15 protein-coding genes are annotated in these 16,026 nt (G+C 52.5%); 1 reads left to right on the top strand and 14 read right to left on the bottom strand.

Annotated features, from left to right (window positions below):
* Nucleotides 1–13 precede the first annotated feature (13 nt).
* A complete protein-coding gene (locus tag HY282_04830) occupies nt 14–298 on the top strand; it encodes a hypothetical protein (protein ID MBI3803068.1) in 285 nt (94 codons plus the stop codon).
* A gap of 69 nt (nt 299–367) precedes the next feature.
* Here HY282_04830 and HY282_04825 read toward each other — a convergent pair whose 3' ends face one another.
* The 14 genes from HY282_04825 to HY282_04760 form a co-directional block, all read right to left on the bottom strand.
* Nucleotides 368–1,990: a Na+/H+ antiporter gene (locus tag HY282_04825; protein MBI3803067.1), complete on the bottom strand. Its 1,623-nt coding sequence runs from the start codon at nt 1,988–1,990 to the stop codon at nt 368–370.
* A 238-nt stretch (nt 1,991–2,228) separates the two neighbouring features.
* Nucleotides 2,229–3,236, bottom strand: a complete 1,008-nt coding sequence (locus HY282_04820) for a pyridoxal-phosphate dependent enzyme (GenBank protein ID MBI3803066.1) — start codon at nt 3,234–3,236, stop codon at nt 2,229–2,231.
* A gap of 116 nt (nt 3,237–3,352) precedes the next feature.
* Nucleotides 3,353–4,090, bottom strand: coding sequence for an OmpA family protein (locus tag HY282_04815; protein ID MBI3803065.1), 738 nt, complete (start codon nt 4,088–4,090; stop codon nt 3,353–3,355).
* Between the two features lie 49 nt (nt 4,091–4,139).
* Complete coding sequence (locus tag HY282_04810; protein ID MBI3803064.1) at nt 4,140–4,937, bottom strand: MotA/TolQ/ExbB proton channel family protein; 798 nt, start codon at nt 4,935–4,937, stop codon at nt 4,140–4,142.
* 306 nt (nt 4,938–5,243) lie between these two features.
* A complete protein-coding gene (locus HY282_04805) occupies nt 5,244–7,793 on the bottom strand; it encodes a PAS domain S-box protein (GenBank protein MBI3803063.1) in 2,550 nt (849 codons plus the stop codon).
* 489 nt (nt 7,794–8,282) lie between these two features.
* Complete coding sequence (locus HY282_04800; GenBank protein MBI3803062.1) at nt 8,283–8,876, bottom strand: PilZ domain-containing protein; 594 nt, start codon at nt 8,874–8,876, stop codon at nt 8,283–8,285.
* On the bottom strand, nt 8,873–9,928 hold the full coding sequence (locus tag HY282_04795) for a sensor domain-containing diguanylate cyclase (protein MBI3803061.1): 1,056 nt from the start codon (nt 9,926–9,928) through the stop codon (nt 8,873–8,875). Before HY282_04795 ends, HY282_04800 begins: the two co-directional genes overlap by 4 nt.
* A gap of 512 nt (nt 9,929–10,440) precedes the next feature.
* Nucleotides 10,441–10,998 carry a sigma-54-dependent Fis family transcriptional regulator gene (locus tag HY282_04790; protein MBI3803060.1) on the bottom strand — a complete coding sequence of 186 codons (558 nt, stop codon included), beginning with the start codon at nt 10,996–10,998 and terminating at the stop codon, nt 10,441–10,443.
* A 74-nt stretch (nt 10,999–11,072) separates the two neighbouring features.
* Entirely contained in the window at nt 11,073–11,381 is a 309-nt protein-coding gene (locus HY282_04785; protein MBI3803059.1) for a flagellar protein FliT, read from the bottom strand.
* Between the two features lie 124 nt (nt 11,382–11,505).
* Nucleotides 11,506–11,967 carry a flagellar export chaperone FliS gene (fliS, locus tag HY282_04780; GenBank protein MBI3803058.1) on the bottom strand — a complete coding sequence of 154 codons (462 nt, stop codon included), beginning with the start codon at nt 11,965–11,967 and terminating at the stop codon, nt 11,506–11,508.
* A 72-nt stretch (nt 11,968–12,039) separates the two neighbouring features.
* Nucleotides 12,040–13,479, bottom strand: coding sequence for a flagellar filament capping protein FliD (gene fliD, locus HY282_04775; protein MBI3803057.1), 1,440 nt, complete (start codon nt 13,477–13,479; stop codon nt 12,040–12,042).
* Complete coding sequence (locus tag HY282_04770) at nt 13,480–13,806, bottom strand: flagellar protein FlaG (GenBank protein ID MBI3803056.1); 327 nt, start codon at nt 13,804–13,806, stop codon at nt 13,480–13,482.
* 52 nt (nt 13,807–13,858) lie between these two features.
* Entirely contained in the window at nt 13,859–15,394 is a 1,536-nt protein-coding gene (locus HY282_04765) for a flagellin (protein MBI3803055.1), read from the bottom strand.
* A gap of 170 nt (nt 15,395–15,564) precedes the next feature.
* The gene (locus HY282_04760) at nt 15,565–16,017 is read right to left on the bottom strand and encodes a flagellar assembly protein FliW (protein MBI3803054.1); all 453 of its coding nucleotides are present in this window, start codon (nt 16,015–16,017) and stop codon (nt 15,565–15,567) included.
* Between the last annotated feature and the right edge of the window lie 9 nt (nt 16,018–16,026).

The raw sequence follows: 16,026 nt of genomic DNA, 5'->3' as shown, positions 1-16,026 counted from the left end.
GAGGACGTCGCTGATGACTTATAAAATCATCTTCCAGTATAAACCGGAAAACGACTCAACTCCCCATGAAACGAGTCAAGACCCCGAACTGATCTTTAAAAATGGAGAGTTTATTCCGGTCCCGAATATCGGCGACAGTGTCAGCTACTCTTTTGACAACACGCGGAAAGTATTCAAAGTCGTAAACCGACATTTCTCCTATCGCTTGGATCCGAATGGAGGCGATTTCTGCTTAATCAATATTATCGTGACAGATATCCCTCCAGACAAGATCTCGGTTTGGGAAAAAGCCTCTTAATACCGACGATTCATCAATGGATCGATCATATCATTCCGCCGCGTCTAGGATCAGCGCCCCCTCCCGGCCTTAATCCAGATGCGCATTCTGCCTTAATCGCATCTCCTGCAGATCCAAATCAAGTTCAATGAGGCGAAGCACGCCGTCGGTAATCACCCCGTCGTTGCGAAGTTCGACTACCTTGGATCGCTCTCTGGCCAAGACCTTCAGCTGCAGCTCCGTATCTCTTCGCGACAGATGCCCAAACGCCTCATCGCTCTCTTCGTCTCGATGATGGTTGAGCTTTTTAAGTTGCTTTCCATAATGTTCCCGTAGATGTTCCGCCGTCTCGGCCGAGCACTTCTCCTCTTCCTCCCAAGTATCGATCTCGACGAGGGCGGCTTTCGCCGCCTCCATCCGGGCGCGCGCTTCTTGATAGTGCTCTCCCCGCTTCTCCCTTGCCCCATCCCGATCAAGGCCGAGCCAACCAATCAGCGGCGGGAGCGTGATTCCCTGAAGAACCAGCGTACTCATGATCACGCAAAAGGTAAGAAAGATAATCAGGTTGCGTTGAGGAAAAGCGGTTCCAAGTTCCGTGACCACGGGGATTCCAAAAGCGGCCGCCAGAGAGATCGACCCGCGCATTCCGGTCCAAGCGACGAGGAAGACCTGCCGTAGCGGGGGCATCGGGTCACGTTTTCTGAGGCGCGCGCTGAGCGCGCGGGGTAAAAAAGAGGCGGGAAAAACCCAGACGATCCGGGAGAGAATCACCCCGGCGCTAATTAAGACGCCATAATAAAGAAGGGTGGAAGGAGGAAAATCAGCGGTCTGTCTTAACACCGACCGGAGCTGAAGGCCGGTCATTAGAAAGAGAAGATTATTAAAAATAAAGACCATCATCTGCCAGATCGGGATCCCAGTTAATCGGACGCTCCAGCTGAATGTCTCCGAGTTCCGACTTCCGATATAAAGACCGGTGACCGCAGTGGCCAACACCCCCGATCCGCCCAAAAGCTCCGGCGGAAGGTAGGCTAAAAAAGGGGTAAGGAAGGAACTGGTAATCTCCAGGGTGGGGTCTTTCAGTCTCTGTCGAAGATGGACGACGATCCAACCGAGGAGCAGCCCATAGCCCACCTCGCCGACGATGACCATGAAAAGCGTCGATAATGCGCCGCCGAATGAAAACGATCCAGAGACAACCGACGCCGCGGCGAACCGAAACGCCGTTAAAGATGCGGCATCATTAAAGAGCCCCTCCCCTTCCAGGACGCTTACAATTCGGTGGGGCAATGAGAGGCGCCGGGCGATCGTTGCCGCCGCCACATCGTCGGTTGGGGCGACGATCGCCCCGAGCACCAGGGCCACCGGCCAGCTCATCCCCGGGATAAAATAATGCGCCAGGAAAGAGATCACCCCCATCGTAAAGAGAACCAGCCCGAACGAGAGGAGAATAATCGGTCTTAAGTTCTTTCGGACCGCCTGCCAAGAGCTATAAAAGGCCCCGGCATAAATCAGTGGGGGTAAGAAGACAAAGAGAACCAGATCGGGATTTAATTCAATCCGCGGGAACCAAGGAATAAACCCGAGGACCACTCCGGCGCAAACTAAAACCAGCGGCGCCGGCACCGAAAGTCGGTTGGCAAGGGCGGTCAAGACTACCATCGCCGCCAATAACGCCAAAACCAGTTGAATCACACTGATCACTTCCATCATTCATCCAGAGGGTCAGCGTTCGAGAGATCGATCCGGGCGCCGAAAGTGAGGGGAGCAATTAAATTGCCGTCGTGGACACAAGCGGGTGTGACGATGAAGAGACATTCGGTACCGACCTCAAACCGTCATGAAGACAGCTCAGACCTGCATAAAAACAAGGGAGCGCAACCGACCGGTTGGGGGCTCTGTTACGGATTTGCGGACGATTCCACCCCGACAGGATTGCATTTTAGCTTATTTAAATAGATAAATCATCCGCCGCGGGGCTTCTTTCATTTTCTGAACCTGAAACCAATATCCTCGCCAATACTTCCCGATCGACATTGCCGCCCGAGAAAACCACGCCGACTTTCTTGCCTTGCACATTTGGAATTTTACCCGCCATCAACGCAGCAAGCGCGGCCGCCCCGCTCGGCTCCACCAACAATTTCATCCGAATCAAAACGAACCGGACCGCCTCGGCGATTTCAGCGTCGGTGACGAGCGCCACCGACTCCAGGTGTTGTCGCATGATCGGGAAGGTCAGCCGGCCGGGGGCGGGAGAGAGCAATCCGTCCGCAATCGACTGAGAGAGCGGGGTCGAGACAATTTCACCCTGCTTGAGGGAGAGCGCGGTGTCGTTTGCACCCTCCGGCTCAACGCCGAAGATACGGATGCCGGCCCGTAACGCATGCGCCGCAATGCTGCATCCGCTGATAAGTCCGCCGCCGCCGATCGGCACCACCAAAATATCGAGATCGGGCAGGTCGGTGAGAAGCTCGATCGCGACGGTCCCCTGCCCGGCGATAATATCGGGATGATCAAAGGGCGGCACCAGCGTCAGGCCCCGCTCGTCCGAGAGTTTTTTTGCGATCACCTCGCGATCATCTTTCAAACGGTCATAGAGGAGGACCTCCGCGCCGTAGCTGCGCGTCGCCGCGAGCTTAACGACAGGCGAGTCGTGCGGCATGACGATCACAGCCGGGAGATTGAACAGCTGAGAAACCAGTGCGACCGCCTGCGCATGGTTTCCGGATGAAAATGCCACGACCCCCCGCTTGCGCTCCGCTTCAGTCAGCCGGCTGATCCTATTCAGCGCGCCACGGAATTTAAAGGCACCGACCCGCTGCAGGTTTTCGCACTTACAAAAGACCTCGGTGCCGACCTGCCGGTTGAGTTGACGCGACGTGGCGATCGGGGTGCGCCGGGCATGATCCCGCAGGCGTTCCGCCGCAGCCTGAATATCGGACAGCGTTAATTCTCGCATTGAGCGGTCTCGCAGGGTGGAAACGCGAATGATTGACGGCAACAATATATCAGCGGGGTCGGAACGTCAAGGAAGGTGGCTTGAGAGAAAAGGAGGGAGAGAATCAGACAGAGGATTTAATCGCGCCGAGGGTCTTTCTCTTTCAATCTGATCTCGACCCTCCTGTTCAGCGCCCGCTCCTCCGGCGTGTCATTTGAGGCGATCGGTCGTTGATCGGCACTTCCCTGGACCGAGAGACGGGACGGCGCGATATTGTGACGGGTGATGAAATATTTTAACACGTTCGTCGCCCTCGCAACCGACAACTCCCAATTCGAGGGATAAAGGGGGGTATTGATCGGGAGATTGTCCGTATGTCCTTCGATCTCGATTTGCAACGAGGGATTCCGTTGAATAAGGCGGGCGATCTGATCGAGGATCGGCTCCGAACTCACCAGCGCCTCGGCCTCTCCCGGCCGAAAGGTCACTTTTTCCTTTAGGGTAATCACCATCCCTTTGTTGACCGGATGGATGGAAACATCTTTTTCTAAGTTGAGTTTTTTTATTTCAGAGCGCATCTCCTCTAAGATCCGATCACGGTCGGAGGGAAGGCCTGCCGGGACCGCCTCGGGAGAGGAGAGGCGATCGGCCGGTTCCGATGCCGAAAGCGCAGGCTTCACCGCCGTTTTGGAGATCACGATAAACGTGATGAAAAAGACGAGCAACAGCGAGAGAACATCACTGAGGGTGATGAGCCAATTGCTATCGATGTCGATCGACGACTTGGATCTCTCAACGAGCGATTGAAGCGACTGAACGGAAGCGGCCGGCGAACGCCGCTGAGCCGCCGTTCTTTCTCTCTTCGATCCTTCCATACTGTCCTCCTTTACGATTCGACCGCAAATCAATCGACGGGGGGCGCGATCAGCGATCGTTTCCTCTGACGGCGGCTTGAAGACTGCCGATCCGGACCGGACCGATGTCGCCGAAATCGGAGTATCCATTGATCCGCTCTTCGATCTGGATCGGATGTTCTCGATTATTAATCGCCTCGATTCCTTCAATGATGCTTTGCATCAGCGCCTCGGACTGAATGGAGCGTTCTTCTAATTTCGCGCTCAGCGGCAGCATAAATAGGTTTGCGATGATCACCCCATAGAAGGTCGACATCATCGCCACCGCCATATGCGGTGCGATGGACTCAATCGATTGCATGTGATTAAACATCTTGATCAGACTGATTACCGTACCGGCCAAACCAAAAGAAGGGGTCAGCCTGGCGACAGTCTTCAGCACATTTTGGCTAAAATGATGATCCATCATTCGGATCGCCATCGCCTTTTCCATGGCGGTCCTGATCTCGTCATTGGTTTGATTGTTGATGAGAAGATTCGCGCCAAGCTTTAGAAAATCGTCCTTGATTCGCTTGATCCCTCTTTCCATCCCTCTGATATCGGCCCTTCGGTGTATTTTCGCGATCTCGAGAAGATCTTCGGTCGTTCCTTCCCGGTCCCACTTCGTCCGGAATGCATCGAGGAGGTAGTGCCCTGTCCTTTTTAATCGCTTCAACGGAAATCCGAGGAAAATGGAGATCAGGGTGCCGCCGCCGACAATCATCAGCGCATCGGGATTGATCATCATGCCGATCCCGATATCCCGGAACACCGTGGAGGAGAATAAGGATAGGGCAACGATAAAAATAATAACTAAAATGGCGTTCATCTCTCCTCCGCAATGGACATCAACCGGCCGAACACCGGATACTTTGGAACGGCAATCGGAATGATACCGGAGCAAGTTACGGACCATCGCTTTAACATCCACAATGATGGCATAGAATCGCAGAAGGGAACCCTTCTCCAACCGATCAAGTGGCACTATTTGCCTATGCAGCATCAGACGAAGGCAATATTTTCCCTCTGATGCAATCCGTTACCTGGCTAAGGAATTCAATGAAGCATGGATGGCGGCGGCGAGGGAAAGCGGTTCGTTTCATGGCCGCTTCTACCATTCGGCCAAGATCGCTCCTTACAAATCTCCCTCGGACTGTTTAATCGAATGTGTATTGGCCGTATTGGAAGGCTGCTCAAAGGCTTCAATCACAATGCGGAGAAGATCGGCGGGACGGTAAGGCTTCGGCAGAAAGACGACCTCCCCGAAGTCGAAAGAATGTTCGGCCTGATGGCCGCTTGAGATGATTACTTTCAATGTCGGCTCCATTTGCCGCAAGAGGTGAAGGACTTCTCCCCCCGATCGGTAAGGCATCGTTAGATCGAGGATGACGAGATCAATTTCTTCTTTCTTTTGGGAGAAAACCTCGATTGCTTCCCGGCCATCCCCGGCCGTCAGCACCCGGTAGCCTTTATGTTCCAGGATGGTCTTTCCCAAGAAGCGAATCGCCTCCTCATCATCGACCAGGAAAATGGTTTTTCCCCCATCGGTCACCAGCTTCTCGGCTGAAGGTAATGGGGGTGGATTCGCCGTCTTCTCGGTCCGAGGGAAATAAACCGAGAAAAGGGTCCCTTCTCCCTTCGTGCTCTGCAATTCAATCCAGCCTTGATGTACGGTGACAATTCCATACACTGCGGATAAGCCCAAACCGGTGCCGCGGCCGACCTTTTTTGTTGTGAAGAACGGTTCAAAGATCCGGTGGCGAATGTCCTCATCGATTCCGATGCCGTTGTCCGAGACCTGGAGGCAGACATGATCTCCGGTTTTGGCATTGGGGTAAACCCGGCAGTGGACCTCATCGACATGAACATTTTCGACCCGGATCACGATCCTCGGCTCCCAACTCGCCGAAGAAGCACTCCCGACATTTTTTCCGACCCGCTCCAGAATGGCATCGCGGGCATTGACACAGAGGTTCATAATGAGCTGGTTCACCTGCCCCAAATCGGCCAATACAGGCCAGAGGTCGCCGTCGGTCTCGACCTTCATCTGAATTTGCCGATCGATCGCTTGGCGCACCAAGCGGGCAACCTCCTTGGCCTCCGCGCCGAGATGCTGGGGTTTCAGGTCAATGGGATTCCGCCGACTGAATGAGAGAAGCTGCTTGGTCAACCCCGCTGCCCGCCAAGCGGCCTGCTCGGCTCCATCGAGGAGACCATGCAGATCGCTTTCCGGCGGCAACTGGTCGAGTGCGAGCGCCAGGTTTCCCGTAATGGCCATAAGAATATTGTTGAATTCATGGGCGACCCCGCCGGTGAGTTGTCCGACCGCTTCAAGCTTCTGGACATGCCGAAGCTGCTCTTCCAGCTGCTTCCGTTCGGTGATGTCTCTAAAACACCAGACCCGCCCGACATTCTCCCCGCCGACCCGCTGCGGCTGCGAGTAGCGCTCGAAAACCCGTCCGTTCTTGAATTCCAACAGATCATAGCTCTCCGCATCCAATCGGGTATACAGCTCTCTCACCTTCTTCAAAAATCCTTCCGGATCCTTCAATTGATCGAGGAGATGGCCCAGCACTTTGCTGTCATCTTGGGACGCCACAATAGAATCGGGAATGGTCCACATCTGTATAAACTTCTGATTATATCTTTCGATTCTCCCCTCTCTATCGACCACCAGAATTCCATCCGTCGTCGATTCCAGCGTCGCGCTGAGCAGGGAGAAGGTTTTCTTTAACTTCTCCTCAGCGAGTCTACGCTCAGTAACATCCTTGAGAGTCACAACGGTGCCGACGATCACCCCCTGTTCGAGAATTGGATTGCTCGATAAATCGACCAAGAGGCGCATGCCATCTCTGCGCAAAACCACCTTATCGGCGCGGGGAGACGCCCGCTCCGGCGGGACCGAGTTGTTTAGAGTCACGCCAGGATAGGAGAGAATTTTCTCTTCATCCAACAGGATGCGCTCGATCGGCTGGCCGACCAGCGCTTCCAACGGATATGCCGCCATCTTCACCGCGGCCGGATTTGCAAAAGCGATGATCCCATCGAGGTCCAATCCGATGATTGCATCCCCCGCGGAGTTCAACAGAAGATCGATGCGGGCGCGTGCCCACTCGCTGATCTTCCAGTTGGCCAAGAGGACGACACTTTCGCATAAAACAAAGACAGCGTGAATGATCGCCCACTTCCACGGATGAGCGAATGCATCGGTATGATTGTAGACGACCAGCGGAACGAATTGACCGGTGAAACCGTGCTCCACCACCACGAAGAGAATGGCGAGAAGGTAGGGAATCCAATCTTCGTAGAGAGAGATCACCGCCAGCATCACGAAGAAGTGGAAATGGGCTTCGATGAAGCCGCCGGAGAATTGGACCAGGATGGCTGAAGAGGTAATGAGGCCGAGGCTTGCCGCCGCGGATCGGGCACTGCGGCCAATTCTCGTCCAGCTTGCCGCGAGCGCAGCGGCGGCAATGACCGCTCCCTCGGCAAAGCTCTGGAAGGCACCGAACCCTTGATAGACTCCGAATAAGGAGAGTCCGAGCGCGTGGAGCCAGGTCAAGAGGAGAATGACGCGATGTCGGACCCTCCATTCTCTCTCCGGAAGGGCCCGCCCCTCAGGAATAATTTTCCGGATCCTGTCAAAGGGCCGGCCGATTTGTGGTGGATTGTGTTCAGGGATCATGTTCCTTCCGACGCGCGTCGCATTGAACTATTCATATTTCTCTCAAGAATTGTAACGGCACTCCCTCCCCTATTATTTCCATAGCCATATTATACTAATAAGGTATAGCATCAAAATATTCAATTGACGACACGCTCTTCGATTAGCCCGAATGGAAACGATCGAGTCGATATATTTGAATGAACCCGCTATGGGTGATCGCTTGGCACAAACGGAGGGGGGGACTGAAGAGAAACGCATAAACAGGTGAATATATCTAGGTATAGTCAGGAGCATAGCAGCCCTTTCGGAGGGCAGGCGAGGCAAGGAATAGGTATGCCCAGCGCGCATACGCACTATACCCTCAGGAAAAATGTCTGTCAACTTTGACTCAGGACAAGATGTCTTTTTTTTCAAAAGGAGTGAGACGTTGTAAAACGGACAGACATCGCTTCTTTATTCCATCAGGCGGCGAATGGATTGTTTTGAAGGGGATGAATTCCATATCTCTTAGAGAGGCCGCTCCCGTTGAAGTTGGAGCTGCCTTTTGACAACGTAGCGGATAATCTGTTCCCGGTCGGATTCTTTAATTTGGCTGAACTCCACGGCAATCTCGTATTCTTCGGGGGCATTGTCGTGGGCACGAATGCAGCGGATGACCTCCCCTGTTAAGACAATTTCCTGAAATGGAAGAATCGGAAGGATAAATTCGAATTCAAGGAGTGTTTTGGCAGAGATTTCTTTTGGAGTGGAAAACCTCATTCCTGTCGCGCTGAGGTCCATCAAAATGGCCTGATAAGAGAAAACCTCAGAATCCTTCGTTCGGGTCAGCGTTTTAAAAAGATAGTTCATCTTCCAGTCGAGCCAAAGGATGAGCTCGACGATTTGAGGGTTCAGCCCCTCTTCAGTGCCATATTTCTGCGTCAAATCGAAGGGGAGAAGGGTTGGAATAGGGGGACCGCTTTTTTTAGGGCTCCTTTTGGGAGCCAAAGGGTCGATCATCCGATAAATGACCGGGCATTCGGAAGGAACCCGGATATACTCGCGGCTGTTCATTCCCGTTTGGGGGCCTGCACTGTCCTCTAAATCTTCCGGCTCCGTCATTTTAAAACACCCTGCCCTCTCGTGATATGCGGTCGTGGCGGAATTTCAATTCGGTTTCGTCCCTTCTCCTTTGCAACATATAGCGCCTGATCGGCCAATCGAAAAAGATCATCCGGCGTTCTAATCAAGGAAGCCGGGGACTGTGCAACCCCCATGCTGATCGTAATCTGAATGGCGCGATCATCGCTCTTGAACAAAGTGGTCCCGATTTTCTTTCGAATCCGTTGCGCCGCAACCATCGCTTCCTCCAAATTGGTTTTTGGCAAAACCACAACCAGCTCATCCCCCCCGTAGCGGGCGACGATGTCGACCTCTCGAACGCTCTTTTTTATGATCTCCCCTATTTCCCGGATCACATTGTCCCCGACGAGGTGACCATAATGGTCATTAATCTGCTTAAAACGATCAATATCGATGAGAATGAGCGCTAATGAGGTTTCATGGCGAGCCGCACGTCGAAACTCTTGATGGACGACGTTTAAAAAGGCACGTCGGTTCAACAGAGAGGTCAGTTCATCTCTACTGGCCAATGCCTGGACCTCCTGGTGAACTTCGGCATTTCGTATAGCAAGAGAGAGGGAAACGGAAATCATTGCGAGAATTCTCGATTGATAATCATCAAACAGGTCGTTCGAATATCGAATGAGCCTCAAAAATCCAATTCCTTCCGTTGCAACCCGGAGCGGAACCAAGATTTCGGTCCCCCCCTTTAAGACGATCGGTCCCGACGGCGAATTCCCCTTGTCCAGGAAGGACCGACGATTCTGCATCGTCTCCTGAGAGACCTTCTCTAAAAAAGCGGGCCGCTTTTGGAGGTGCGTGTAAATCCTCACCCGATTCTCATTCTTTAAGAAGAGGCAAGCAATATCGTATTGAATAACCTTTCTGAGGTTGACCGCCAGCGATTGGGCCACTTCATCAATATGAAGCGATTCGGATAAGGTCTGATTCAAAACATAGAGGCGCTGAAGATGCTCACTCCACTTTTGAAGCCGATTGCGGTCCTTCTCCAAAAGCTTGTAGGCCGAGTCCAATCGGGCCGAAAGCTGCAATATGTGGGTCAGCTTCTCTCGGTTCCTTAAGCCCTGTCGAATGGTTTTCTCTAATAAGCTCAAAGGGGAAGGGGCTGCCAATATATCGAAAATACCTGCCCGAAGAAAAGCAGCCGTCTCGTTCACATTGGATAACACTCCGATAAGAAGGACACAGGCCGTTGAATGCATGGATCGGAGCGTCCTTAGAAATCTAAAAATATCGGTAGAGGGGAGATGCCCATCCAGAATAATCACATCGGTTGTACCGACATCGAATGTTTTGAAGATCGCCTTCATTTTGGGGGGAGGGGCTACAGAAGACATAGAGAAACCGCGCCCCTTCAGAAATGGGATCACCCGATCCATTTCTCTGAGGTTCCGGTGTATCAACAGGATGTGAGCCGGCTTCTTCATCGTTTTTATCTCTGGATGCGATACCCCATTGGGATGTGCAATGAGTGTGCCAGAAACAAGACGCTTAGAAGGCGATGCTCTGTCCCTCGACAGGTCGCGACGTGACAAATAAAAAATTATCTTTCAATTTTCAGATTGATCGGACCGGTGCGGGTATAAATCTGCAGAAGTTGGAGTTGAAGGGATTGGAGCAGTTCAAGGTTCTTGCTTTCACCATTGATATCGCCGGGACCGCCCTCCATCGTTTGATAAGCAGTCTTGAGTTCCTCGAAGAGCTTCTTGTTCTCCTTAATTAATTTGATTCTTTCGGTGGCGTTTTTGACCGCTATATACAACTCTTCGATCCGAAAGGGTTTTGTAAGATAATCATAGGCACCTTCTCGAACCGCCTCAATCGCCGAGTCAAGAGAGGCATAGCCTGTAATAAAGATGACAATCGTTTCCGGGGATCTTTCTCTAATTGTCCGGAGCAGATCAATTCCGCTCATCCCCGGCATTCGGAGATCGGTCAGGACGAGGTCAAAATGCTCCGTGTCAAACATTTGACAGGCCTGGTTGCCACTCTTGGCGATCTTAACCTGAAAACCACGGCTTGATAAGGCAATCCGAAGGACCTCTTGCGGGCCGTTCTCGTCATCCACAACCAGGATTTGAATCGGTTCTTCCGTCTGCATCTTTTCTCCTGGACGGAATAATTAAAATAAATTTTTCTGTGATTGCAGGATATAAATCGCCGAAAGGCGATAGGCTATCGTCCTGAATTCAGATGATAGGCTTGAAACACTTTCTTTTCATCACCGTAATTTTTTTGCAGTTCCATCATTTTTTCCTCAATCAGCGCCTGCATCTTTCCATTCATTTCAAGGCATTGATGGATCAGGTCAGACCAATGCATCCGCTCGAAGCTATCTGTTATGAGAGTGTCATCCAGGGCCACTAGATCCTTTAGCAGTTTTTCACGGCGATCGCTAATAGAGGCGATCCGATCCCACTCATCATTTTTAATGCTGTCCAACATCTCTTTCGTTAATGCCCAGAAGCTTTCATATTCTCTCATTACATCTTCCGTTCTCATCGATTTGGCCTTTCGTCGAAAAGTTGGTCAAATATTTATCCTAAAATCTGTCAGGCGACAGAAATGCTTCTGTTAACGAATTTGTATGGTCCCTCTTTTCATCGCGCTAGACCTTTCCATAGCTGACTGCGACCTGCTGCGGCGTGGGCGGTTCGTCAGCGATCTCCGCCAGGGTTGGTTGTTTGGGACTGATCGCCTCCCATCCGCTTCTTAACTCGGAGAGGAGTTGTCCCACGTGACTGATACCCTCCGGTTTGTTTTCGGCGCTGGCATCGAGCAATTCGAGCGTCATGTGAGCATATAAAAGACCCAAGCTTGCCGCAATCTCACCGCCCACTTCATAATTTAAACTTCCGGCCAGCTCTCCGATAATGGCGATGGCTTTTGAAATAGCACGGCCTTTTTCCGAAAAATTCCCTTTCAGGATCTGTTCATTCGCGGAATGAACCGACTCGATCGCCCCATCAAATAACATGAGGATGAGCTTGTGGGGATCGGCGGAAGGAGCAGCCGTTTCAAGGCTGGCTTGAACATAAGCATTCATCGGGTAGTTGGAACTGAGATTCATCGTATCGACTCCATCGTATTGGCCGTATTGGCGTGAGCTGATTTCTCTAAAAAGAGGACCAGTGCTAAAATATTATCCGCCGGACGAGCTGCTTCCACTATTTGTGATCGACGCGAGCCTCTGCGATAAAAAGTTTCCGGTCGACTGAAGCTGAGCAAGGGTCTGACCTAAAGCGGCGAATTGCTTTCTATAAGTGGCCTCTACCGTTTGAAGCCGAACGGTCAGGTTGTCTATGTTCCGCTGGACCCCTTTGCTTGAAATGTTCAGCCCATTGTTGCGCGCCGGAATCTGAATATTGATAAGATCTGTAACGTTGCTCTCAAGCGACGTCGCCATGCCGTCAAAAGTATCGGTGACCCCTTGAAGGCCGGCTTTGACCGCACTGTCTAAGATTTTTGTATCTACGGAAAGATTTCCCTGCTTATCATGGCTTAAGCCGAGGCTCACGGGACTCGTTCCGCCGTATGAGGCGGTGATGGCCGAGTTCAGCTGATTGATAATGCCATTCGCAGTGCTGTCTCCTGCCAGAATCACTGATTTGCCCGGCGTAGATGTGGAGAGACTCCTGGCAAGCCCCATGACGGTGTTATAGGAGCTGATGAATCCATTGACATTGTCTTTTATCTTTTGGGTATCCTTTGCAACAGTGAGGATCAATGTTTTGCCGGCCGAGTTGTTCAGTAAATTAAGGGTCACCCCGCCGAGGATATCGGTGATGGTGTTGGAGTCCCGAGTGATGGTCAACCCATCTACCACCAACGATGCGTCGACCGCACCTTGAGATTGGGTCATGTTGGTAATTCCGCCGGTCACCGACCCATCCGCAGCATAAGTGGCATTCAGAGCGAGTTTGGAGAGTCCTGTAGTATCGGACTCGGCGCCTGTCTCCGAATAAACGCCATCATTGTCCTCATCGGCTTTGACGGTAATCCGGCTGGATGCACCGGTGGTGTTCGACGAGAGGGCCAATCTGTACCCCAATCCATCATTCACAACGGATGCGGTCACCCCGGCACTTGCGGCATTAATCGCATCCCGGACACCATTCAGCGTGTTATTCGTCGAATCGACCGTCACCTCGACCTCTGTGGCGGAGCCGACCTGTATTTTCAATTTCTGAGTTGCAACCGAGGAAAGATCGGCAACGGCGGAGCCACCCGAAAGAAATGGCTCCGAATAAACGCTTTGTTTGGTGGCGACATTGCTCACCTTGATGTTATAAGCTCCTTCCGAAGCGGCGGCGGTGGCGGTGGCGGTAAAAACAGTGACGTCGGAGGAAGAGGCGGTCATCCCTAAGATCGATGTCGATTTGAGGGAAGAGAGCGAACTCTTCAGCCTGGCCAGGGCGCTCGAAAGATTTCCATAGGCGGTGATCTTCGCATCATAGGCAGCCTTTTTATTCGTTAGCGACTGCAGCGGCTGCCTTTCGACCGTCATCAACTGATTCACAACGGTGTCGGTATCAATGCCTGTGATACCTGATAACAGTCCGGAAATCGGGTTCGTCGCCATTTACGCCTCGAGGTGTAATAGGTTTTTATTGCTCTCGGAAAGAATCTCCGCCATTTTTAAATATTCTGCGGGCGGGATCTGCTTGACGATATTCCCCTCAGCGTCTCTAATTCTGATCACGACATTCTTATTCTCATCGACTGCGAAAAATGCCTTAAAAGAAATGACTTCAAAACTTTTAATGGCGGGAACGCTTTCCAAATTGTGATGACTTGTGTCGGTCCGCGCCGCAATTTGTTCTGTTTGGACGTCTTTCCCCCCTTTTTCGGTTCGACCGATCTCGGAAACCATGGAGGGAAGGCCGGTATCTATATTTTTTATTTCCATGTCACCTCAAAAGGGGGTGGGGAAATCCCCACCCCCTTCCTCCTTGATTGTGTTATCTTCCTTGCAATAGCGCCAACACCTGTTGAGGCAATGTGTTCGCCTGAGCGAGGATCGAAATACCCGCCTGCTGGGTGATCATCGCTTTCGTCAGGTTCGCGGTTTCCATCGCGAAATCGGTGTCCATGATTCGGGATCTCGCCGCGGTGGTGTTTTCATTGCTATTCGTGATGTTGGCGATCGTCGATTGAAGCCGGTTCATGACCGCGCCGAGTTTGGCCCGTTCGGCGTTGAGGGTGTCCAGACCTTGCTTCACCGCCAAGATTGCCAGGTTGGCGTTGCCGACCGTGTTGACCGACACCGAGTTGACCGACGCGCTGCCGCTGATTGAAACCGATGCAGCTGAAGAGCTGAAACCAAGTGCCAGGCTGTCGATCGCCGCGTTGGTTGAGGCGCTGGTGGTCCCGAGTGGAGCGCTCAAGACGATCTGTCCATTTTGCCCCGCGGAAACGCTCCCTCCGGTCGCGCCAAAGTAACTCACCACAGCGCTTGCCGCGCCGGCATTCGCCGTCGCAACAGCCACCGTAATAGCCGCGCCCGTCGCGTTGACCAGTGCGATGCTGGCGGTATTCGCAGAGCCGATGTCGGCGCTGCCAAGGACAATCGCGTAGACTCCTGTCGACGCCGTCTTGGCATTAATTGCCGATGCCAAGGCCGCCGCCACGATTGAACCGCTCGAAAGAGCTCCAAGAGAAGTAGAGCCAATCGCAATCCCGTTGATCGTCAGGTAACCAGAATTTACATCCCCGGCGCTTCCGTTTCCGGTGGCTGCCGTCCCGACAAACGCATTCCCGAAGGAGAAGGCGGTGATATTGGTTGACCCGGTATATTGGTTGACCCGGTTGATCACAGCTTGGCTCCGATTGATCATATCGCTCTGGAGAATGACGGCGCCGAGATCAACCCCAGCCAATGTAGCGCTGGCCGCCAAACCGCCGGTCGCCCGCAATGACGATCCCGCAATCGAACTTGCAATCGCCGTTCTGTTGGTGCTGATGTCCGTAAAATCGGTCCTCGTAGACTGGACACCCAAGGTATCCGGCGACACGTTGGTCGTTGCAATCGAGATCGTCTCATTGACCTCGATCCCGACCTGAAAGGCGCCGCTGAACGCTTGGTTCAGGAAGGTCTCTCCATTGAACCGAGTCTGGCTGACCACCCTGTTCAATTCGGAAACAAGCTGGGTGACCTCCTGGTTCATCGAACTCCGGTCTGTCGAGGTGTTGTAGCTCGCAGACTGGTTCGCCAGTTCATAAATTCTCTGGAGATTGTTGAGCATTTCCCCCATGGAACCTTCCGCCGTCTGGGCGAAAGAGACCCCGTCGTTCGCGTTTCTAGCGGCAACCGTAAGACCGTTGATCGACCGGGTCATCCGGGTGGCGATGGCCAAACCGGCTGCGTCGTCCCTCGAGGAGTTGATTCGAAGACCTGAAGAGAGACGCTGCATCGCAGACATCAACGGATTCTGCGTTTTGGATAGGTTACCCTGCGCAATAATCGAAAACATGTTGGTATTAACTGTTAAAGCCATAGAACTTCCTCCTTGAATAATGTCAGCCGGGAGGTCCTAAAAAACCGTCCCAGACACCGCCGGGCCACCTTGCCCGAATGGTTAAAACCCTAAATTCTCCTCCGAAACGGGAGATCCTTATATGGTATTGTTCCCGTCACCTTTACTTATCGGATCGGATGACAAAAACTTTAGGGTCGGCTGGCGGCCGGCGCTGTCAAGAGAGGTTTATGGTGGCTGTAATGCGAATCGTATAGAATGACTTGTTTTCCCAGGCGAGTTTTGGCATTGATGACCAGCGGCGCCATGAAATTGGCGGTCATTTTGAGCGGGTCTTCCTGGGGAACATTCACAATGATCAGTAATGCAAGCGACTCTCCCCCGTCAATCTCAAGACGCTTGAATTCCTCCGCGGGGATCGGCGGTTGATACTGGGAATCAAAGATAAACGGATCGGTCACAACAAAGGCGAGCTCCGGATCCTCTACCGCTTGAAGCCAGCAAAGAGGATGCCCTTTATCGTTTTCGACCACGAAGTACCTTTTCACCTTCGGAAATCCAGGAATGCCATCCGGGAATGTGATCAACCGGTCCGAGTCCACTTTCAGAGACCCCAGTTTGGCGCTGTTGACTTCGATGATCATCGACTCCGC

This window comes from Candidatus Manganitrophaceae bacterium (genome assembly GCA_016200325.1).
Taxonomy (GTDB): Bacteria; Nitrospirota; Nitrospiria; order SBBL01; family Manganitrophaceae; genus Manganitrophus.
This window is presented reverse-complemented; position numbering and strand designations above follow the sequence as displayed.